Annotated in this window: 17 protein-coding genes; all 17 read right to left on the reverse strand. The window is 62.7% G+C overall.

All coding sequences use genetic code 11. From position 1 onward, the window contains the following. Positions 1 to 86: 86 nt before the first annotated feature. Positions 87 to 2,228, reverse strand: a complete 2,142-nt coding sequence (locus tag ACVOKU_RS11010) for an RHS repeat-associated core domain-containing protein (RefSeq protein WP_481559925.1) — start codon at positions 2,226 to 2,228, stop codon at positions 87 to 89. A gap of 14 nt (positions 2,229 to 2,242) precedes the next feature. After that, the gene (locus tag ACVOKU_RS11015; RefSeq protein WP_481559926.1) at positions 2,243 to 5,491 is read right to left on the reverse strand and encodes a DUF6531 domain-containing protein; all 3,249 of its coding nucleotides are present in this window, start codon (positions 5,489 to 5,491) and stop codon (positions 2,243 to 2,245) included. A 193-nt stretch (positions 5,492 to 5,684) separates the two neighbouring features. Further along, a complete protein-coding gene (locus tag ACVOKU_RS11020) occupies positions 5,685 to 6,776 on the reverse strand; it encodes a PA0069 family radical SAM protein (RefSeq protein WP_053517206.1) in 1,092 nt (363 codons plus the stop codon). 77 nt (positions 6,777 to 6,853) lie between these two features. Beyond that, positions 6,854 to 7,597, reverse strand: a complete 744-nt coding sequence (locus tag ACVOKU_RS11025; protein ID WP_111187091.1) for a pyridoxine 5'-phosphate synthase — start codon at positions 7,595 to 7,597, stop codon at positions 6,854 to 6,856. A 9-nt stretch (positions 7,598 to 7,606) separates the two neighbouring features. Then, complete coding sequence (locus ACVOKU_RS11030) at positions 7,607 to 7,876, reverse strand: hypothetical protein (RefSeq protein ID WP_053517208.1); 270 nt, start codon at positions 7,874 to 7,876, stop codon at positions 7,607 to 7,609. A gap of 40 nt (positions 7,877 to 7,916) precedes the next feature. Next, the gene (gene cls, locus ACVOKU_RS11035; RefSeq protein WP_065182132.1) at positions 7,917 to 9,380 is read right to left on the reverse strand and encodes a cardiolipin synthase; all 1,464 of its coding nucleotides are present in this window, start codon (positions 9,378 to 9,380) and stop codon (positions 7,917 to 7,919) included. Positions 9,381 to 9,540: 160 nt separating this feature from the next. After that, complete coding sequence (locus ACVOKU_RS11040) at positions 9,541 to 9,954, reverse strand: ExbD/TolR family protein (protein WP_053517211.1); 414 nt, start codon at positions 9,952 to 9,954, stop codon at positions 9,541 to 9,543. 3 nt (positions 9,955 to 9,957) lie between these two features. Beyond that, on the reverse strand, positions 9,958 to 10,383 hold the full coding sequence (locus ACVOKU_RS11045; RefSeq protein ID WP_053517212.1) for an ExbD/TolR family protein: 426 nt from the start codon (positions 10,381 to 10,383) through the stop codon (positions 9,958 to 9,960). A gap of 61 nt (positions 10,384 to 10,444) precedes the next feature. Beyond that, a complete protein-coding gene (gene exbB, locus ACVOKU_RS11050) occupies positions 10,445 to 11,206 on the reverse strand; it encodes a TonB-system energizer ExbB (RefSeq protein WP_053517213.1) in 762 nt (253 codons plus the stop codon). A gap of 92 nt (positions 11,207 to 11,298) precedes the next feature. Then, positions 11,299 to 11,967 carry an energy transducer TonB gene (locus ACVOKU_RS11055; protein ID WP_053517215.1) on the reverse strand — a complete coding sequence of 223 codons (669 nt, stop codon included), beginning with the start codon at positions 11,965 to 11,967 and terminating at the stop codon, positions 11,299 to 11,301. A gap of 143 nt (positions 11,968 to 12,110) precedes the next feature. Then, complete coding sequence (locus ACVOKU_RS11060) at positions 12,111 to 13,304, reverse strand: tetratricopeptide repeat protein (protein WP_128987818.1); 1,194 nt, start codon at positions 13,302 to 13,304, stop codon at positions 12,111 to 12,113. 132 nt (positions 13,305 to 13,436) lie between these two features. Continuing rightward, complete coding sequence (locus ACVOKU_RS11065; protein WP_053517217.1) at positions 13,437 to 14,243, reverse strand: M48 family metallopeptidase; 807 nt, start codon at positions 14,241 to 14,243, stop codon at positions 13,437 to 13,439. Positions 14,244 to 14,313: 70 nt separating this feature from the next. After that, the gene (locus ACVOKU_RS11070; protein ID WP_279942069.1) at positions 14,314 to 15,159 is read right to left on the reverse strand and encodes a CPBP family intramembrane glutamic endopeptidase; all 846 of its coding nucleotides are present in this window, start codon (positions 15,157 to 15,159) and stop codon (positions 14,314 to 14,316) included. Positions 15,160 to 15,226: 67 nt separating this feature from the next. Then, the gene (gyrB, locus tag ACVOKU_RS11075) at positions 15,227 to 17,686 is read right to left on the reverse strand and encodes a DNA topoisomerase (ATP-hydrolyzing) subunit B (RefSeq protein WP_065182134.1); all 2,460 of its coding nucleotides are present in this window, start codon (positions 17,684 to 17,686) and stop codon (positions 15,227 to 15,229) included. A gap of 112 nt (positions 17,687 to 17,798) precedes the next feature. Further along, a complete protein-coding gene (gene recF / locus ACVOKU_RS11080) occupies positions 17,799 to 18,893 on the reverse strand; it encodes a DNA replication/repair protein RecF (protein ID WP_481559927.1) in 1,095 nt (364 codons plus the stop codon). 706 nt (positions 18,894 to 19,599) lie between these two features. After that, positions 19,600 to 20,700 carry a DNA polymerase III subunit beta gene (gene dnaN, locus ACVOKU_RS11085; RefSeq protein ID WP_005411731.1) on the reverse strand — a complete coding sequence of 367 codons (1,101 nt, stop codon included), beginning with the start codon at positions 20,698 to 20,700 and terminating at the stop codon, positions 19,600 to 19,602. A 275-nt stretch (positions 20,701 to 20,975) separates the two neighbouring features. Further along, entirely contained in the window at positions 20,976 to 22,307 is a 1,332-nt protein-coding gene (dnaA, locus tag ACVOKU_RS11090; RefSeq protein WP_053517222.1) for a chromosomal replication initiator protein DnaA, read from the reverse strand. Positions 22,308 to 22,479: the final 172 nt, after the last annotated feature.

Consider the following 22,479-nt stretch of genomic DNA (forward strand, 5'->3'; position numbering starts at 1 on the left):
GCGACGACGCCCTACTGTAGAAATAAACCAGAGCGCCGACGCTTATCGCCCTCGCCAATAAAAAAAATATACTCCCAAGCTTGGCTCTATTCACATTTTTCTACCGAGTCCTGAATGATTGTCTTTCCCGAGCGATCTGTCATTTTGTAGTCAATCGCGTATCCACCTTTGCTGCCATAGCTAATAGTTGTAACTTCCACGAAACCGCCGTAAAGAGTAGGCGTCTCGGTTACAGCACCAACCACGTAGCCGGCCGCGGCACCTGTGGCCGTTCCAGCAATTCGCCCGGCAGGCCCATAGATGGATGCAATTATGCCGGTGACAAATCCGAACTTGTCCTTTGCCGCAGTATTGATCTCGTTCCTCTTGATCGCCTCATCACTGCTTATTTTTCTACTCTCAACCTCAGTTCTCTCACTTTTCTCACCGCAAACACAATCACGCAGACCCAATGGGTCAATCCGGCTTATTGGATTATTTCTAACATAGGAATACGTGTTTGTTCCCCCCGCCAACCCAATCGGATCACTCTGCACATAACGCCCAGCGCTCGCGTCATAGTCACGGAATCCGTTGTACCAGAGCCCACTCTCACTGTCGTAGTACTGCCCCGGGAAACCAATGTTGAGCCCACCGATATCGTCCTTCAGGACGCTGCGCCCGTAGGCATAGTTGTATGCCTTCCACACCACCTGCTGCGCCTTGTTGGTCGCATATTCCGGCCGCCCCAGATGGTCGTTGTGAACGAAGTTCACCGACCCGTTCCTGTCGATGCCAACCAGCTCACCACCGAACCACAGGTAGTTCGTCCAGGTGTTTCCGCTCTGTTCGGCCAGAAGCTGGTTCTGACCTGCATAGAAGTAGCGACTGGTCGAGCTCGCGCTGCTCTTGCCCACGCGCTGTCCTTGGGCATTGAGCAGATAGTCCGTTCGTTGCCCGCCTACGTTGCTTTGAATCATCCGGTTGAACGGGCCGTAGGTGAACGTCGAGATGCGGCTGCCCGATGTTTCGCTGATCCTGTTGCCGAGCGCATCGTACTGATACGTACGGGTGCCATCCTGGTTGATGAACTGCAGCATCCGGTTGCTGCTTGCGTCGATGACGTAACGGGTCGCCTCTGTTTTTGCGTTGAGCGCGGTGTAGTTTCCACCCGCGTCATGGGAAAGCGTATAGGCGATGCCAGCTCGTGTCAGCGTGCTCAGGCGTCCCAGTGCGTCATAGTCCAGAGCCTGACTGAGGTTGCTCGTCACATCGTCGTTGATCTTGATGATCTCGTTGTCGCCGTTGTAGCGGTATGACGTGCGGCTGAGAGCGGTGGTCTGCTGATTCCGCACCGCCTGGGCCTCAAGGCGGCCGCCCTGATCGAACGCGTAGCTGCGCGCCAGGCCATTACCAAAGGGCATGCGTTGCCGCGCTCCCAGGGCCGAGTAGACGCTGGATCCAATAATCTGTTGCGTCACCGTGCCCTTGGTAAGGGTCATGGACTGCGGAAAGCCTCTACTGTTGTAGACGTACTTCGCGAGCGTGCCATCGGGATAGGTGACGGTGCTGTTCCTCCCGATACTGTCATAGGTGTAGCTGACAGTTCCCTCACTCAGGGTGTTCGCCTGCGAAAGCTGGTCAGTCCGGCTCACCAGCTGTCCTGCGGCGTTGTACGTGAAGCGCGCGCTTGCACCTGGAGCCGAATGGGCACACAGACGCCCCTTGCCGTTCACGCAGTTGTCGTACATATAGGTCTGCTGCTGCCCCTCAGCATTCTGGCTGGTCAAGCGGCCCAGCCCGTCGTACCCGTAACCGACAGTGCTGCCGTCGTTCAACACTGTCGCAATGCGCTGGCCCGCCGCGTCGTACTCGTGGTCTGTCCGACCCGTGTCCGGACTGTTCTGCGTCCATAGCTGCCCAAACCCATCGGTCTGGTAGGTCGTTACCAGGCCGCGGGGATCGGTCACAGATGACAGCCGGTCACCCTTGTCGTAGGCAAAGCGTGTCGTTCCGCCATTCGCATCCGTCTGTACGAGCAATCGACCCAGTGGATCATAGGAGTATCGGCTCACCCGGTTCTGGGAATCGGTGGTCTGCACCAGCCGATCCTCCAGATCATAGGCATAGCGCACATTGCGCCCCTGATCATTACGCTCGGCGACAAGCCTTCCCAGCTCGTCGTAATCGTAGTTCACGGCCGAGACGATGGTGTTGAGCCCCATCATGGCCAAAGCAATTGTGGACATGGTCTTGGCTTTCCTTAGCGGGGTTGCTCACAGAAGATCAGGTTGCAGCTTCCTGTATGGTTCTCGGCTCTGATCGTTACCTGTCCCTTTGGTCCCCAGACGGTTGCACCGGATGCGAGCTGCCCGAAGTACTGGAACTGGGCAACTCCGCTGCCACTGTTGACCGGCGAGACGTTGATGGTGAAGGTCGCCACGGCACCAGGAGCCACCGCACTGTTGAGCCCCACGGATTGACTTGTCCGCAACGTCGTCAGCGCCAAGTAGGTGTCACCGGGGTTCCAGACAACGTTGCCGGTGTTCCGGAACTGGAACGTCACCGTGGACGATTGACCATTGAAGATGTGCTCTGGGCCGGCTGACGCCTGCACCAGCTCAGCAGTACGCGAGATGGTTGGAACGGTGAACGTGCCGGACCGATTGATGGCCAGATTGGGGCCGCCCCAGGGAGAGATGCCATGAACATAGAGCGGCTTGCCGCCATGAATGCTTCGTGTATTTGCATCCAATGCAAGTCCGAACCAGTAAGAGCCTTGTGATTGGCAAGCCTCTTTCACATCGTCATTCGGGATCAACATACCGGTCACACTGCCGAGGTAGGTGCCGCTCCCTGCAGGTCCACCTGCGTAGACATGAACCGTGGTTGCGGCGTTGACTCCTACCGAGCAGGCCCATCCCTGCACGGAATAGTTCCAGTTCCCATCATTCATGATCCCTGCAACATCACCGATGATGTGCGCGGTGGGAATGGAGAAGGTGCTGGAGTTGTCCAGAGCTCGGTTGTACTGCGCGCCCAGCGGAGAATGGCCGTAGAGCGTGATCTTTTTCCCACCCAGCTGCTGGCGCTGTTCCAGCGTGAGGGGGAGCTGGAATCGATATGCATTTCCTGATGCCTGGCACGCGGATGCTACCTGGCTCTCGCTGGCAAGGTTCGCCTGTGCGCTGCCGAGATAGGTTCCGCCCTCCGCATAGCCATCAACCTGGATGGACGAAGCCGAACCCGAGGAGCAGGCCCAGCCTCGCACGAACCAGTTCCATTGCGCGTCGTGGGTGACCTCGTCGATTACGCCCCTGACAACGCTCTCGCTGGAATAGTCCGTCTGCGCGATTTCAGTGCGTGTGCGATTGGATGCGGTGTCATACGTGTGACGCGTCCACAGCCAGTTGCCGTCCCCAATCGGCTGCACTTCGCTCATCAGGCGCCGGCCAGCGTCGTAGCTGTATAGCGTCTTGATTCCCACAGGTGTGGTGATGCTGGCAATGTCGCCCGTCGCGTTGTACGTCGTTGTGGTCGTTGCCCAGCCGGACCCTGTATTGATCCGGTCTACCAGAACACGACCGCGAGCGTCATAGGTGATTTCACGGACATCGCCATTGGGTCCGGTGATACGGCCCGGCTGCCCCAGTTCGTTGTAGGCGGCGTACGTCACCCTGTGCCCCAACGCGTTGGTGACACTGGACAGATCTCCCTTCGCATTGAAGGTGGACGTGATGTCGTCCTGCGCCAAGGGGCCATCTTCCTTGACGGAAGCCGTCAGTCCATTGGCGTGGTAGGTATACGTGTACTGAGTGGTTCTGGCCTGACCATTGACGCCGGCAGCACTGAGATTTCGTGTCGTGACCGAGCTGACGTTACCGCGGCTGTCATAGCTGAAGCTGGTCTCGCGATCACCAACCCGCGTTTCCTTCAGCAGATGCCGTCCCGCCGCATCCCACTGATAGAGCGTGACACGTTCCGCAGCGCTGCCAACGGCCTCGGCCTTCCTCAGCAGATTGCCATCGGGGCTGTAATCAAAATCGGTGACGTTGTCGACAAAGTCGTGAACGAGGTCAGGATTGCCATTGGCATCGTAGGTGCGTTCCTTGTAGCTGGCGGGACAGGTCGTTGATCGGTTGCCGGTCACCGACACCTGGCGTCCGTCCTCATAGGCATACGTTGTCGTGCGACCAAGTGGATTGGTCTCGCTGACCTTCAGTTTGACCGGACGGGTTCGATCCCCGGCGGCGGCCAACAGCACGCCTTGGGCGCTCGGGTCGGCGGCGATTTGAACAGGGCCGCCGGGCAAGGACCGGGGCTGGATGCAGATATTGCCCTGGCCCGGTCTGTACTCACACCAACCCGTCTCTTCGTTGCCCCGGATACCGCCTGGATGCACCGGCGCTGGAGGGACCGCCACCGGCGCGCTGCTCTCGATGGCGTAACTGAAGGTGTGCCGCTCGATGCCGCCAGCATGCTCCGAGAGCGTTGCTCGCCTGTTGGCATCGTAGGCGAAAGTAGAGTAGCGCACGCCGTTGTAGGACTTGCCGGTGAAGCCACCTGGATATCGCGCGTCCTCGTAGTGGTAGCTGATCGTGGTCTGCGGGGAGCCCGGTAGGGTTGCGCTGGCAAGACGCGCACGCCCCGTGCCGAACGCATTCGGGGTATAGGTGTACTGGTAGACGTTGCCCGCAGGATCCTTGACCTGTGTCAGCGATCCGTTGGACCAGACGAACTGGATGCTGCGGCCGGAGGAATGCGTGACCTTCTGCAGATACTTGTCGCTGTACGTGAATGTCCAGAAGACGCCCTGCTCATTGCGAAGCTCGGTAATGTATCCAGCGGCGTCGTACCGCTCGCTGCCCAGCTCCTCGTTGTACAGGGTGAAGCTGCCATCGCTGTTCTTTGTCAGGTAGGCGATCGGCTTGGCACGATCCTCGTTCCAGCGCCCGTTCGCTTCGCTCCAGACGAACTTGAGCCTGCGACCGTCCGGCCGCTGTGCCCAGGCCGTCTTCTGCGCGTTCGAGAATGCGATGCTGTAGTCGAAGTTGCTGATCCAGTGGTTGCCAAACAGGCCCGCAGCACTCCAGTGATGGTTGTAGGTGCGCTCCAGGTACAGGCCCATCTCCCCACCGACGGTGAAGTCCCGTTCGATTTCGACCTTGTTGCCGGTGTAGAGCACGACGGGGTTGCCCTTGCGCTCGCCGCAGTCATCACGACGATCGTCGGTTTCCTGTTCCACCGCTGTCCTGGCGGGCATCGACGCGTCCGAGTGGTAGGACACCCCCATGCCAATCGAGATGACACCTGAAGTGCCAACTGATGGACCACGCAGACGGGTAACGGTGATCTTGTCCAGATCCTTGGTTCCGGAGTCCCCGTTGTTGTTCTGATAGAAGATCCTGGTTGCCTTTTTCGCGGACGCAGGAGGTGCCAGGAGAAAGCCCGACATCAGCACGGGCAGCAGAAGTGCGGCGGTGGTAGACACGCCTTTCGAACGGAGCTTCATGCTCGCTTTTATTCCTTGTGTTGCCGGATCTGGAGTCGCTTTCGCCTGAACCGTGGGTTCAGGAGGAAGTGGATAGTAATCTGGAGTTCACACAGTTGAACAGAGCGATGTGTGCAGACGCGATGTCGTATCCGTCGCCGGGGCGCAGATCGCGATCACGGTTTCCATATGCGTTCCGCAGTAGCGCACTACTTCAGAACAACGATCCCTGCGGCGAATCCACCTTCGGCGGCAGCGGCTTCTGGAAGCGGCTGCAATCCAGTTTCGGCCAGTGGCTGTTCTGGGCGTCGAAGCCCAGGCGCTTGCGCGCCAGCTTGAAGCGGTTGTTCAACAGATCCGCATAGACCCCCTGGCCCCGCATGCGCGTGCCGAAGCGGCTGTCATAGTCCTTGCCACCGCGCAGCTGCTGGATGGTGCTCATCACGTGCGCGGCGCGATCCGGATGGTGGGCGTCCAGCCAGTCGCGGAACAGCGGTGCAACCTCCAGAGGCAGGCGCAGAAGCACATAGCCGGCAGTACGCGCACCCGCCTCGTGGGCCGCTTCGAGCACGCTTTCCAGTTCACTGTCGTTGATCCACGGAATCACCGGCGCGACCATCACGCCAACCGGAATGCCCGCCTCGTGCAGACGCTTCATCGCGCGCAGGCGTGCGTGCGGTGCAGAGGCGCGCGGCTCGAGCTTCGCCGACAGGCGTGGATCCAGCGAGGTCACCGAGAAATGCACGCTGACCAGGTTCTCTGCCGCCAGTGGCGCGAGCAGGTCGATATCGCGCTCGACCAGCGCGTTCTTGGTGATCAGCGAGAACGGATGCTTCGTCTCCAGCATCACCTCGATCAACTGACGGGTCAGCTTGAACTTGCGCTCGATCGGCTGATACGCATCGGTGTTGATGCCGAGCGCGATCGGTTGCGGGACGTAGCCTGGCCGGGACAGCTCCTTGCGCAGCAGCTGCGGCGCATTGGTCTTGGCAAACAGCTTGGTCTCGAAATCCAGGCCCGGCGACAGGTTCAGATAGGCATGCGACGGGCGCGCGAAGCAGTAGGAACAACCGTGCTCGCAGCCACGATACGGATTGACAGACTGGCTGAAGCCCACGTCCGGCGAGGTATTGCGGCTGATGATGCTGCGCGCGGTTTCAGCGCGTACCTCGGTGCGCAGGCGGGGGGCCGCGAACTCTTCGCTTTCATCCACGTCCCAGCCGTCGTCCACCGCCTCGCTGACGGTGCTCTCGAAGCGCCCGGCAAGGTGGGAGCTGGACCCTCGGCCTTTGATCGCGATACCCATGTGGGTAGCCTACGCCGCTGCCGTCTCAGCGGCTGCGACAACAGTAATGGCCCCGCCGGGCAGGGTCCGGCGCTACCTCAGAGCAGCGCCAGATAGCCCCGAACGGTCGCGTCCAGCCCGTCGTACAGGGCCTCGCCGATCAGCGCATGCCCGATCGAGACCTCCAGCACCTCCGGCACGTTCGCCAGGAAGTCACGCAGGTTGTCCTGCGACAGGTCATGGCCGGCATTCACGCCAAGCCCCACGGCCTGCGCGCGGCGCGCGGCCGTGGCGAACAGCGCCAGCATCGCTGCGGCGTCGCCTGCGGCGTGCGCTTCGGCATAGGGTCCGGTGTACAGCTCGATGCGATCGGCGCCGACCTCGGCCGCCTGTTCCAGCAGCGGGTTGCCGGCATCGACGAACAGGCTGACCCGGCAGCCCATCGCCTTCAGCTCGGCCACCAGCGGACGCAGGCGCTCGCCGTCGCGCTCGAAGTCGAAACCGTGGTCGGAGGTGATCTGGCCATCGCCGTCCGGCACCAGGGTGGCCTGCGCCGGACGCGTCTGCGCGCACAGCGGCAGCAGCCCCGGGTAGCCGTCGCGTGGCGGTGCGAAGGGATTGCCTTCGATGTTGAATTCGACGCCACGGACGCGGGTCAGCGTGGACAGCGCCATTACGTCCTCGGCGGTGATGTGGCGTCGATCAGGTCGCGGATGCACGGTGATGCCATGCGCTCCGGCATCCAGGCAGGCCTGGGCGGCACGCACCACATCGGGTTCGGCACCACCGCGCGAATTGCGCAGGACTGCGATCTTGTTGACGTTGACACTGAGCTGGGTCATCGAACGGTACTACTTGGAAAGAGGGGACGGATCGTGTTCGTCGCGTTGATCCGCGCCACGGGCCTCGGCCTGCTCACGCAGGCGGCGCAGTTCATCGGCATCGATCAGGGTTGAGGGATCACTCTGCAGATCACCGAACCGGGCCACGTAGCGGCCACGCACCCAGGCCAGCAGGAAGGCGAGGGCCGCCAGCAGCGCCAGCGCCATCAGCCCCGGGCTGGGGGTTTTCAGCGCGAAGGCGAAACAGCCCAGCGCCGGCAGCAGGTACAACCAGTACATAGTCAGGCTCCCCGGATGATCGCCGCAGTGTAGCGCCGCCTTACAGCAGCGGCGAGGCCAGGCGCGCGAAAGCCTCGGGCAGGCGTTGCAGCCACAGCGAGCGGGCCGCGGCCTGGTCGTGCACGCGGGTAGCGCGCTCGAACTCGGCCTCCAGCAGGCCCGCCAGGGCGGCCACCCGCTCGCGGTCGCTGATCATCATCGACAGTTCGAAGTTCAGGCGGAAGCTGCGATGGTCGAAGTTGGCACTGCCGACGATGCAGACGTCGTCGTCGGCGATGAAGGCCTTGGTGTGCAGCATGCGGGGGCCGTACTCGTAGATCTTCACCCCGGCGTGCAGCAGCTCGTCGAAGTAAGACCGTGCGGCCTGGGTCACGAACCAGGAATCGCTCATCTTCGGCACCAGCAGGCGCACGTCCAGTCCCCCCAGCGCGGCCGAGGTCAGCGCCATCCGCGCGGCTTCGCCCGGCACGAAGTAGGGCGTGACCAGCCACACGCGCTCCTGCGCTTCCTGGATAGCCGCCACGTGGAGCCGGTGGATGGTCTCCCAGCCCGAGTCCGGGCCGGACACCAGCACCTGTGCGTTGATCGAGCCTTCGCCGCGGAGCGGCATGTCCGCCGGCCACATCCGCGCGATATCGAAATGCGAGTGGTCCTGACCGCTGGCGTAGAGCCAGTCCTCGGCAAACACCAGTTGCAGGCTGCGGACCACGTGACCGCGGATGCGCATGTGCAGGTCGCGGTAGGCGTTGGCGTTGCGGCTCTCATCCTCGTCATCGGTGATGTTGATGCCGCCGGTGAAGGCGAGGCGGCCATCGACGATCACCAGCTTGCGGTGGGTGCGCAGGTTCAGCCACGGTCGCTTGAAGGGCTTCAGCAGCTGGCGGGGATGGAACCAGACCGCTTCACCGCCGGCGTCGAGCAGCGGCTGCAGGAAGCGTCGCGGCACCGCGGACGAGCCCACTGCATCGAGCAGCAGCCGCACCTGCACGCCGGCGCGGGCACGTTCGACCAGGGCATCACGCAGTGCGGTTCCGGCATGGTCGGGATTGAAGATGTAGTACTCCAGATGCACGTGGTCACGCGCCTGCGCCACCGCTTCCAGCAGCGCGGCATAGGTCGCCGCGCCATCGACCAGCCAGGTCACTTCGGTGGCACTGCTCGGCGCCAGTCCGGTGGTGGCCTGGGCGATCTTGGCCAGCTCGGTGCAATCGGCATCGGGCGGGCAGACGTCGCTGTAATGCTCCATCCCCGATCGCGCGCGGCCACGACGCAGGCGCTGCCGCTTCACCTTCTGCGGACCGAGCAGGTAATAGATGAAAAGGCCGAGGTAGGGCAGCAGGGCCAGCGACAGGATCCAGCTCAGCGTGGCTACCGGTTCGCGCTTCTGCAGCATGATCCAGCCCGCCAGCGCGAGCAGGTACAGCAGGTAGGCCACGGCCAGGATCGAACCCAGGTGGGCAATGCCATCAAGCCAGTGGCGGAGGGAGTCGAAGAGGGCGAGCATGCGCCGATCATAGCGGGCGCGTGAAGTCAGAGGGGGTCAGATCCCTTTTCCGCAGGGAAAGGGATCTGACCCCGTCGGGCTTCGCAGGCACAAAAAAAGACGCCCCTGTCTCCAGGGGCGTCTGCAGTCGCGTCATGACTGTTGTATTGCGGTATTGCGTTTACTGCTGTACGAAGCCGATCTTCTTCATCTGAGCATTCTTCGCGGCAGCCAGAACCTTGGCCATCACGTCGTACTCGGAATCCGGGCTTGCATCGATCCGCAGTTCCGGCTGGTTGGTCGGGTCACGCTGGACCTCCTGTTCCATCCGCTGCTGCAGCTCGCTGGTGCTGATCGGGCTGTTGTTCCACGAGACCTGGTTGCTGGCGTCGATCTTCAGTTCGATCGGCGGCGGCGGTTCGACCAGCTGCGGCGGTGGGTTGAGCACGCGCTGCGGCAGGTCCACGGCGATCGGGTAGGTCATGATCGGCGCGGTCACGATGAAGATGATCAGCAGCACCAGCATCACGTCCACGAGGGGCGTGACGTTGATGTCGGCCATGGGGCCCTTGCCACCACCACTACTGAATGCCATGGCTTATTGCCCCTTTTCTTTGGTCGCGACGAAGCCGACGTCCAGCATGCCCTGCTCCTGCGCGACCTTGGTCAGGTCGTTGATGACGCGCATCTTGGTGGTGCGGTCACCACGCAGGTTCAGCGGCGGCTGCGGGGTCTGCTGGGCGGCGGTCGCCAAGCGCGACTCGAGCGTCTGCTTGGTGATTTCTTCGTCGTTCCAGTAGATCGAGCCGTCTTCCTTGACTGCCAGGGTGATCGGACCGGAGCGCTTTTCGGCGTCATCCGGATTCTGGATCAGGTTGGCTTCCGGCAGATCCACCTTGACCTTGTGGGACATCAGGGGCGCCGTGATGATGAAGATGATCAGCAGCACCAGCATCACGTCCACGAGGGGCGTAACGTTGATGTCGGCCATGGGGCCGCCGCTGTTACCACTACTGAAAGCCATAACGGGCTCCGTCTAGATCTTGATGACTACTTGCTTCGTCGCGGGTGGAAGCGCGCCGCAATCAGCGGACGCGCGAACCGGTGGCGAAGAAGTCGTGCAGGTCGTGCGCGAAGGTATCGAACTTGCTGATGGTCGCGCTGTTGATCTTGCTGAAGAAGTTGAAGGCGAACACGGCCGGGATCGCGACGAACAGACCGATCGCGGTCATGATCAGCGCTTCACCCACCGGGCCGGCAACGGCGTCGATCGAAGCGGAGCCGGTGGCACCGATCTTGATCAGCGCGCCGTAGATGCCCCACACGGTACCCAGCAGACCGACGAACGGAGCGGTCGCGCCGACGGTGGCCAGCAGGGTCATGCCCGACTGCAGCTTGTTGCTTTCGCGGGTGACGGCCTGACGCAGGGCGCGGTCGACGAATTCCGAACGGCTCAGGTTCTCACCCAGGCCACCGGTACCGCCGCCTTCAGCGCGCTGGTGGTGGGCAGCTGCCTGGGCAGCGTCCAGGGCGATCTTCGAGAACGGCTCCGAAGCCGGCTGCTCTTCCATCGCACGGATGGCGTCCTGCGCGTTCGGGGTGTCCCAGAACAGGCTGACGACGCGATCGGCAGCGCTCTTCAGGCGGGTGGCGCGGAAGATGTTGATGACGGTCCAGTACCAGGACATGGCCGACATGATCACCAGGGTCAGCAGCACGACCCAGGAAACAGCGAAATCACCCGGCTTGGTGGTCATTTCGTGGATCAGGTGCTCGAAGCCCATCTGCGACAGGGCGTTGGACGGATTGCCCCCGGCAGCAGCGGCGATGAAAATTTCCTGCAGCATGACGCTTACCTTTGTTGTGTGTGGTGATAAAGGGTGTAGCTAAGCTAAACAATCGAACTGGAGCGGGGGTGGCCCGAAGCCACCCGAACGCATCAGTTCAGCGCAAAGTTGACCGGGACGCGAACGCGACCTGCCGTCTTCTTACCGCCAGATTCAGCGGCGTTGAAGCGCCACTTGCGTGCTGCTTCCATCGCAGCACGGTCCAGGTCGCGGTTACGGCTGGACTTTTCCACCGTGACATTGGTGACGTTGCCGCTGGCATCGACATCAATGATCAGGATCACTTCACCCTGGATACCTGCGCGGAATGCTGCCGGCGGATAACGCGGGGGATTCATCGCCTTGGACGAGATGTCCACGCTGGCCTCGATCGACGCCGGCGGGCTTGGCGGCGACGGCGGGGTCGGCGGAGTGACGATGTCGTTCGGACGCGGTTCCGGCACGTCCACGACCGGCGCCTGCGGCGGCGGCGGGACCGGCGACGGCTTCGGCGGCGACAGATTCTTCACCGGCGGCGGCGGAGTATCTGTCGGCGGCGGCGGCGGCGGCGGCGGGGGCGGCGGCGGCGGTGCGTCGACGATGGTCACCATCACATTGCGTTCCTTCTCCGCAGCGGCCTTGGGAGCCACGGCAGGGATCAGAAGCATCATGAAGGCGGCCAGATGCAGGGCGATTACAAACGCGATGCCGACGATGCGAGGCCAGCTCAGCCCCTTGTCATCGGGTTGTTCGTACCGGTGAACGACTAGTTGTTCCGTCATGCGCCAAGAGCTCAATAGTGGGGCCGGGATGCCGGGGGCGGAATCCCTGATCAGCGGTGCATGACACCGCAGGAACCTCCAAGCTTATACCAATCCTGAGCGCCTGCGCATCAACTGAGCAGGCGTTCAGGCGTTATTCCTACTTACTTCAGGTTGATGATTTTCTTGGCATCAGCCTGGTTCTTCACGCCCTTCGCCAGCGCCTGCTGGGCGGCCTGCTTGGCCTCGGGGACGCGACCTTCGGCATGCAGGACGCGTGCCAGGTTCAGGTAGGTCTCACCGTCCTTGGACAGCGGGGCGGCCTTCTGCCACGCATCGATCGCCTGCGGTACCTGGTCGGAGTAGTAGTAGGACTGGGCCAGCGCCAGGTAGACCTGGTAATCCGGCTTCAGGATGCCCTTCTGCAACCCTTCGTTGATGACCGCGATGACGTCCTTTTCCTTGTTCTCGGTGTTGGCATAGATCGAGTACAGCTGCTTGTACTCGCGCTCTTCGGTGAGCTGGCCGCTGCTGCGCAGCTTGTCCATCACCGCGGCGGCCTTGGGCATCTGGTCGGCCTGCATGTACATGTTGGCCAGGTTCAGCTGCGCCTTCTTGTCGTTCGGGTTCTTCGCCGCCAGGGCCTCGGCGGCCTGCACGGCTTCACCGGTCTGGCCGGCCTCGGACAGGGCCGCCATCAGCAGCTGGTTCCAGCTGTCCTTCGGCTCGGTGGAGCCGGCGATCGCCTGCTTCAGCACCGGGATCGCTTCCTGGTAGCGCTCCAGCTGGTACAGCGCCTGGCCCTTGGCGATCAGCTCTTCCGGCTTGGTCGACTTGCTCTCGGCGAAGTACTTGTCCAGGGTGGCCAGGCCTTCGGCGGTCTGGTCTTCCTGCAGCTGCAGCTGGCCCAGCATCAGCATCGACTGGAAGTGGCCGTTGTTGTCCAGGCCGTTGAACTGCAGCACCTGCTTCAGGTAGGCGATGGCGGCGGCGACGTCGTCGGTCTGGTAGGCGGCCTGCGAAGCCAGCTGCGCGGCCAGCGACTTGTCGTACTCGTTCGCGGCGCTGTCAGCCAGGATCGCGTCGGCCTGGGTGCGGGTCTCCGGGAACTTTTCCTTGTTGTAGCTGTCTACCAGTTTCTGCAGCTTGCCGCCCATCTTGGCCGAGGACTTGGCCGCCGGCTCCTGGCGGGTCGCATTGGGGTACAGCGGTTCGGCCTTGGCCTGCTTGCTGCTGCCGCCGCGGTTGCCACGGTCGGAGGAACGCGAGGACTGCGCGAGCGCATCGGTGACCACGGCGCCGGTCAGGGCGGTCGCGACGAGGACGGAAAGCACAGCTTTGTGTTTACGGAAAATCATCGTTCACCTCGATCGAACCGCCGGATAGCGGCAAAGTCGGACTGTCAGAAAAATCTGAGCCGCCAAACGTATCAGAAACAGATGGCGTGAGAAATCGTTTTATGTGCTGCAATACAGCATGAAACTGCGCACTCATCCGCACTTTGGTCGCAGTCCGGCCGCCTGCGCCTGCTGGTAGACCGGCATCAGGGCAGGGGAATCACGTCGCAGCTCCTGGATCCGGTTGGCCGGATCGGGGTGGGTGGACAGCCATTGCGGGCTGCGTCCGCCGCTGGCGGCCATCATGTTCTGCCACAGGTCCACCGCCTGCGCCGGGTTGAAACCGGCCTGCGCCATCAGCCGCTGGCCGATCACGTCCGCCTCGCTTTCCTGGGTCCGCGAGCCCGGCAGCAGGAACGCCGTCTGTGCCCCCATGCCGCCAAGCTGGTTGACCGTGCTGGCCGCGCCTTCGCCATAGGCAGCGCCGGCCAGTGCGCCGAGTACCGCCAGGCCGGTCTGCGCGCCCATCTGCCGGGTGATGCGCTCCTCGTGGTGGCGGGCGATGACATGGCCGATCTCGTGGCCGATCACGGCCGCCAGCTGGTCCTGGTTCCTGGCTACGGTGAAGATGCCGGTGTTCACGCCCACCTTGCCGCCAGGCAGGGCGAAAGCGTTGGGTTCCTTGTCGACGAACACGGCGGTTTCCCACCGTACGCCACGGTATTGTGGAGGCAGCTGGGCGACCAGCGCGTTGACCACGCACTGCACGTAGCCGTTCTGCCGGCCGTCCGTGCTGATCTTTTCCTTCTGCTTCGTCTCGGCGAACGCCTGCGCGCCGAGCTGGTCAAGCTGTGCCTGCGAGACGCCACCGATCATCTGCCGCCGTCCGGTCGGCGATGTGGTGGTCGCGCAGGCGCTGACCAGGGTGGTGATGACAAGGGCCAGCAGCAGTTGTTTCATGGGTCCACCCCCGTGTTCATGAGCGCAGTGTGTATCGTCGCTGCTTAATCTTTCGTCAAGCGGGCAGCCGTTACGTCGCGCCGAAGAACACCAGCGCCGCCAGTGCCACGGCATTGTTCAGGGCATGTGCGGCGATGGCCGCCCACAGCGTTCCGGTACGGCGGTACAGCCAGCAGAATGCAGCGCCCATGCCGCCGTAGACCAGCCACAGCTGGGCGATCTCGGCCGGGCCGTTGGCGCTGGTGCCGGGAATTTCATGGATCAGGGCGAAGGCAAGACTGCTCAGTATCATGCCCAGCCAGGGGCGACCGGCCTGCCACAAGCGCCCGAACAGGACGCGCCGGAACAGCAGTTCCTCGTAGGCCGGCGCCAGCACCACCGCGAACAGCATCAGGAACAGCGGAAAGCGCGCGACCGCGTTCTGCATCAGTTCCACGTTGGTCGGCACCGGTTCGATGCCGAACTGCCGGGACAGGAAGGCGATGCCGTTGCTGCCCACTACGATCAACGTGGCCACCAGCAGCGTCCAGCCCCAGGTGGAGGGCCGGCGCAGCGCGTCACGCGACGCCTGGCGTTCGGCCGCATTGGCCGGTCGTCGCCAGAAGTACAGCAGCAGGGCCGCGCCGCCGGTAGCGAACAGCGCCATCAGGATCTGCGCCAGGGCACCCGGCTGACCCAGTGCTTCGGTCAGGGTGCCGGGATCGGGTGCGGCGCCGTTGGCCTTCGCGTTTGCGTAGCCGACCATCATTCCGCGGTACAGGCCCCAGAACAGGCCACTGATCAGGCTCAGGCCGAACAGGGTGACGGCGGCGATGCCCAGATCGATGAAGAATCCCGCCAGCGGCGAAGCGGCGCGGGGGGCGGCGGTCGCCGGCGGAACCGGCGGCGGTGCGGAAACCGGAGCGGAAGCGGACATCAGATACCTGCGATCAAGGGGCAAGGGCCGGCGCGCCTCCCCGCGCACCGGCCACGTCCCGATTGTGTCAGATATCCAGGTTGGCGACCTTCAGTGCGTTGTCTTCGATGAAGTCGCGGCGCGGCTCGACGACATCGCCCATCAGGGTGCTGAAGATCTGATCGGCGGCCACGGCGTCTTCGATGCGTACCTGCAGCAGGCGGCGGGTATCCGGATTCACGGTGGTATCCCACAGCTGTTCCGGATTCATTTCACCCAGGCCCTTGAAGCGCTGGATCTGGCGACCGCGCTTGGCTTCATCCAGCAACCAGTTCTGCGCCTTCACGAACGAATCGACCTCGATCGACTTGGCACCGCGGGTGATGGTCGCCCCCTCGCGTACCAGGCCATGCAGCAGCTTGGCTGCCTGGTGGATCGCACGCAGTTCACCGGTTTCCAGGGCCGAAAGCGGCAGCACCTGGATGTGCTCTTCGCCCATATGACGTCGGGTCACCAGCACGGCCGCGGGGCGCTGCTCATTGGCCTCCTGCAGTTCCAGACTGAAACGCGGGCTGCCCAGGCTGCCCTGGTTCAGGCGCCTGGCCAGCGCGTCCAGGCCTTCACCTTGGCCGGCATTGCGCAGGGTGTCCTGTTCCAGCGGCATGAAGTCGACCAGCGCTTCGAGCAGGTTGCGATCGTAGCGATGCGCATTGCGTTCGATCGCGTCCTGCGCGGAGGCATAGGCCAGCAGCAGCTTCTCCAGGGCAACGCCTTCGATGCCGGGCTCGCCGGCAGCCGGCACCAGCGACGCGTTTTCCACCGCGCTGCTGGCCAGATAGCTGTCCAGCGCCGGATCATCCTTCAGGTACAGCTCCTGCTTGCCCTGCTTGATCTTGTACAGCGGCGGCAGGCCGATGTAGACGTAGCCGCGCTCGATCAGCTCCGGCATCTGACGGTAGAAGAACGTCAGCAGCAGCGTGCGGATATGAGCGCCGTCGACGTCGGCGTCGGTCATGATGATGATCTTGTGGTAGCGCAGCTTGTCCGGGTTGTACTCATCACGGCCGATGCCGGTACCGAGCGCGGTAATGAGCGTTCCGACCTGGTCGGACGACAGCATGCGGTCGAAGCGCGCACGTTCCACGTTGAGGATCTTGCCACGCAGCGGCAGCACCGCCTGGTTCTTGCGGTTGCGACCCTGCTTGGCCGAACCACCTGCCGAGTCACCCTCGACGATGAACAGCTCGGACAGCGCCGGATCCTTCTCCTGGCAGTCGGCCAGCTTGCCCGGCAGGCCGGCGATATCCAACGCGCCCTTGCGGCGCGTCAGGTCACGGGCCTTGCGGGCCGCTTCGCGCGCGCGCGCGGCATCGACGATCTTGCCGGCAATCGCCTTCGCTTCGTTCGGATTCTCCTGCAGGAATTCTTCCAGACGCTGGCCGAAGGCACTTTCCACGGCCGGACGCACGTCCGAGCTGACCAGCTTTTCCTTGGTCTGGCTGGAGAAGCTGGGATCGGGCACCTTCACCGACAGCACCGCGATCATGCCCTCTCGCATGTCATCGCCGGTCAGGTTGATCTTTGCCTGCTTGGCGATGCCGTTCTGCTCGATGTAGTTGTTGAGCACACGGGTCAACGCACCGCGGAAACCGGCCAGATGGGTGCCGCCGTCCTTCTGCGGAATATTGTTGGTGAAGCAGTACATCGTTTCCTGGTAGGAATCGGTCCACTGCAGCGCCACTTCCACGGTGATGCCGTTGGATTCGCCGCTGACCGCGATGACGTTCGGATGCAGCGGCGTCTTCAGCTGGGCCAGATGCTCGACGAAACTGCGGATGCCGCCTTCATAGTGGAAGTCGTCGCGACGGCCATCACCGCGTTCGTCCGCCAGCACGATCTTGACGCCGGAGTTCAGGAACGACAGCTCACGCAGGCGACGGGCCAGGATGTCGTAGTGGAATTCGACGTTGTCGTGGAACGCGACGGTCGACGGCCAGAAGCGCACGGTCGTGCCGCGCTTGGTGGTGCTTTCCAGCTTCGCCAGCGGACTGACCGCAGCGCCGTTGCTGAATTCCTGCTGGTAATGGAAGCCGCCCTGGAATACATCCACCAGCAGCTTCTGCGACAGCGCATTGACCACGCTGACGCCCACACCATGCAGGCCGCCGGAAACCTTGTAGCTGTTGTCGTCGAACTTGCCGCCGGCGTGCAGGACCGTCATCACCACTTCGGCTGCCGAGACTTCGCGGCCCAGCTTGGCGCTCATCTGCTCATGCTTGCCGACCGGAATACCACGACCGTTGTCGGAGACCGACACCGAACCGTCGGCATGGATCGTTACCGCGACATGGTCAGCATGCCCCGCCAGCGCCTCATCGATGGAGTTGTCGACCACCTCGAACACCATGTGGTGCAGGCCGGTACCGTCATGGACGTCGCCGATGTACATGCCGGGACGCTTGCGGACAGCCTCCAGCCCTTCCAGGGCGGTGATGCTGTTGGCGTCGTAGTTGCCGTTGTTTACCGGGGTGTTCTGTTCGTCGCTCATTGCGCTTGCCGTAGGCTCCGCAGGTCGGGCGCCGCAGGAAGCGGTGCGCCGAGAATGAAAGGATTGCAACCCGAATTATACCAGCCAGGGTCGAGCCGCCCTGTTGTACGCACTATGGCACAGCCACGATCTGTCCATGTTCCACGTGGAACCGGGTGATGTCAGTCAGCGCCTGCAGCGCGGCCGGCGCTTCAGTTGCCGTGACGAAGATCTGCGCCGGGCCGGCAAGCAGGCGCTCCAGCACCCGCGCCTGGTGGGTGCGATCCAGTTCGGAGGCCAGATCGTCCAGAGCAATGACCGGCCATTCCCCGCGCTGTTCTGCATAGTCTTCGGCCTGGGCCAGCAGACACGCCAAGGCCGTGAGTTTGGCTTGGCCGCGCGAGAGCGCGTCCCGCCCGGGAATCTGGCTGAAGTCCACGCTCCAGTCCGCTCGATGGGGGCCAACGGATGTATAGCCCGCCTGCCGGTCCCGCTCGCGTGCCAACAGCAGTGCATCGGCCAGCGGCAGTTCGTGGCGGCGCCATCCCGGACTCAGGTCCAGCGCCTGGATACCCAGCTGGGGGGCAAGACTGGCCGCCAGCGCGATGGTGCGCTCCTGCAGCCGCTCTAGATAACGCTGACGTCGGCTGGTCAACGGTTCGCCGGCCTCAGCCAGTTCGTGATCCCACGTATCGAGCATCCTCGCCGGCCCACCCTGTTTAAGCAGGGCATTGCGCTGCTTGAGCGCCCGTGAGTAGCGGCGCCACAGGGACAGAAAATCCGGTTCCACGTGGAACAATCCCCAATCGAGGAAACGCCGACGGGGCTCACCACCACCGCTGACCAGAGCATGGCTGCCCGGCTCGAACGTCACCACCGCCAGTGCAGCACATAGATTGCCAAGCTGGCTGACATCTTCACCATCCAGACGCCCCTTCCAGTCCTGTCCGCTATGGCGGAGACCGGCCTTGCGGCGGTGCGGCGATGACTGGCCGCGCTGTTCGTCCCATTCCACAAAGATGTCCAGCGCATCCTGGCCCTGGCGCACCAGGCCGTCGCGCACCCGACCACGGAAGCTGCGCCCGTAAGCCATCAGATGCAACGCCTCCAGCACACTGGTCTTGCCGGCCCCATTGTCGCCCGTCAGCAGATTCAATCCCGGTTGTGGCGACAGATCCACCACGTCGAAGCGGCGCAGCTGGTGCAGGACGAGGCGACGGATCTGCATGGGGTGCGAAGGACCATCCGCACGAAGCGGTAGAGGGGCAGGGAATCCATCAGCTTACTGCATCGGTCAAGTCCGCCGTTGGCGTCAGGCTATCGCCCTGCAGACCATGGCGCGGTTGCGAACGTGTCCTGACCGGCTTACGGACGACGGCCCGCAAAAAACCTGCCGCATTTCCTTGAAATCTGCGCACCAACACCCGTGGCGGTTCCACAGATTTCAAGAATTTCAAGCCAGCGGTTTCACGCTATGCACAGCGGCCCGGTATTACTTATACACAAGGTATGGGCAATCTGTGGATAAAAAAGCCGCTTTGGCCCTGCCTGAAATCTATCCACAGGTTCCCCCCCAGCCCCAGGCGCCGATATGCAGGGGGTTTCATTGCACTAAAAACCAATGAAATCAACGAGATGACCCTGTTTTCCACGAAATCTGGCTCTACCATCACCACCAGGCTTTAGATTTATACCCAGATTTAGAAGCTAGGAAGGGCACACAGCGCCTGCAACGACGTCTGTGGATAGTCGCGTCAGCAAGAGGAGCAACTCCGCGGATCCAGGCAGCCAGAACAGCTACAGGGATCTGTCACACAGGAGACCGGCCTGTTGCAGCGCGATGGAGAACAGGAATGCTCCACGTGGAACCGCAAAAAAAAAAACGCCCGGAACGTTCCGGGCGTCTTCTGGTTCCACGTGGAACAGCGCAACTGTCAGAGGCGCAGCGGCATCACAACATGGCGGGACTTCTCGCTGCTGGACTCGCGCACCAGCGCCGACGAATTGGAGTCGCGCAGCTGGATGATGACCTCTTCGTCGCGCAATGCGGACAGGGCGTCCAGCAGGTAATTCACATTGAAGCCAATGGCCAGATCGCTGACGGTGGTATCGGCTTCGATCTCTTCCTGCGCTTCTTCCTGTTCCGGGTTATGCGCGCTGATCTTCAGGTTGCCCGGCGAAACTTCCACGCGGATGCCGCGGTACTTCTCGTTGGACAGGATGGCCGCACGCTGCAGCGAGGCGCGAAGTGCCTCACGGTCGACCTTCACCTCGCGGTCGGCACCAATCGGAATCACGGCTTCATAGTCCGGGAAACGACCATCAATCAGCTTCGAGGTGAACGTGACATCGTCCCGCTTAACGCGCACGTGGCTACGGCCCACCTCCAGCTCGATCTCCCGGTCGCCGCTCTCCAGAAGGCGCTGCAGCTCGGTCACGCCCTTGCGCGGCACGATGATCTGTCGCTTGGAGCCGCTGGGCTTGGCCAGATCCGTTTCACACAGGGCGAGGCGGTGTCCGTCGGTGGCCACCGTACGCAGCGCATCGCCACGCAGGTCGAACAGCAGGCCGTTGAGGTAGTAGCGCACGTCCTGCTGGGCCATCGCGAACGCAGTGCGTTCAATCAGCTCCTTCAGGGTCGCTTCGCCGATCGCCACGCGCTCGGTGGCTTCCACCTCGTCTACCGACGGGAAGTCGTTGGACGGCAGCGTTGCCAGGGTGAAGCGGCTGCGACCCGCCTGCACGGTGATCTTGTCACCGGTCTGCGAAACGGTGATCCGGCTGCCATCGGGCAGGGCGCGGATGATCTCGAACAGCTTGCGCGCCGGAATGGTGGTTTCGCCGTCCTGGGCATCTTCAACCGCGATCCGCGACACCATCTCCACTTCCAGGTCGGTACCGGTCAGCGAAAGCTGGCCGTTCTGCACCTGGACCAGGAAATTGGCCAGAACCGGAAGGGTCTGGCGGCGTTCGACCACGTTGACGACCTGTGCCAACGGCTTGAGAAAGGCTTCGCGCTGCAGTGTGAAACGCATGTGGTTCCGTGCCCCTATGCTTTAAAAAATGTGGAATAAATCAAAAGCTTGGTGGTGCTGGTAGAGACAGAATCGCTGGAAAACAACGTTAAGTCTTTGTAATAAAAAGGATTTCTGGCCTCGAAACCCTCTGTATTACCGCCCCCCAGAGGGTGGGGAAAGCTGTGGATAAATTCCGCGCGTTGTCAGGCGCCTTTTTTATCCACAGCTCATCCCGCGCTTGCTACCGGATTCTGCACCGTTTTGTGCGATGACGCCTCATCGGCGTCCGTGCATCATTCGCTCAGCTTCCGGATCAGCTTGTCCCAGTCCTCGCGGAGCTTGCCGTCGGTTTCCATCAACGTCCGGATCTGACGGCAGGCATGCAGCACCGTGGTGTGATCGCGACCGGCGAATGCGTCGCCGATCTCGGGCAGGCTGTGCTCGGTCAACTCCTTGGTCAGGGCCATGGCGACCTGGCGCGGACGGGCCAGCGATCGGGTGCGGCGCTTGGACAGCAGATCCTTGATCTGCAGTCCGTAGTAGTCGGCAACGGTTTTCTGGATGTTGGGAATGCTGATCGCCTGCTGCTGGGCGCGCAGCAGGTCACGCAGGGTTTCCTGCGCGAACTCGGTGGTGATCGCACGGCCGGTGAAGTTGGCGCGGGCGGTCAGGGTATTCAGCGCGCCCTCGAGGTCGCGCACATTGGAGCGCATCTTCTTGGCGATCAGGAACGCAACATCATCGGGAATCTCCGCACCGCGTTCGCGCGCCTTGGCCAGCACGATCGCCGCACGGGTCTCGAAGTCAGGCGGTTCGATTGCGACCGACAGTCCCCAGGCAAGCCGCGACTTGAGGCGCGCTTCCAGCCCTTCGACCTCACGCGGGTACCGGTCACAGGTCAGGATGATCTGCTGCTTGCCGTCGAACAGGGCGTTGAAGGTGTGGAAGAACTCTTCCTGGGTGCGGTCCTTGCCGGCGAAGAACTGGATATCGTCGATCAGCAGCGCGTCCACCTGCTGGAACTGGCGCTTGAACTGATCCATGGTCTTTTCCTGCAAGGCCCGGATCATCGCGCTGAAGAACTGTTCCGAGCGCAGGTACAGCACCTTCGCACCCGGATTGGCCTGGCGCATGGCGTTGCCGGCGGCGAACATCAGGTGGGTCTTGCCAAGTCCGGTGCCTCCGTACAGCAGCAGCGGATTGTGCGCGCGATCGCCCGGTTTCTGCGCTGCCTGGAACGCAGCGGCGAGGCCGAGCTGGTTGCTGCGGCCTTCAACGAAGTTGGCGAAGGTGTAATGGCTGTCCAGATTGCCGGCGAACGGCACCTGGGGTTCGCTGGCTGCGTGTGCCGAATGCGTGGAAACCGGCGCGGTCTGCGCCTCTACCGGGCGCGGACGGGAGCCGATTTCAAGAAAAACGTCGCTGAATCCGGCGAAATGCGCCAGCAGCTCGCGGATGCGCGCCAGGTACAGCTCGCGCACCTGGTCGACGATGAAGGCATTCGGTGCATACAGCACCAGGCTGTCCACGCGCAGATCGGCCTGCAGCGGCTTCAACCAGGTGTGAACGTCTTCAGGCGGAAACTCCGCTTCGAGGCGCTCGAGACTACGGGACCAGGCATCCATCAGCAATAATCGTCCGATGGCCGGGGTGGGGGCGCGACAAGGCGCCCAAACACAGGCCGGAAAGGGGGGAAATGGATGGCTCAGACTACCACCGAGCGCCCGCCTTCGGAATGCTTGTCCCCTACTTATTCACAAAAACATCCACAGCTATTGCACAGGCCGGTGAATTCGC

It is taken from the genome of Stenotrophomonas sp. STEN147, from assembly GCF_056757995.1.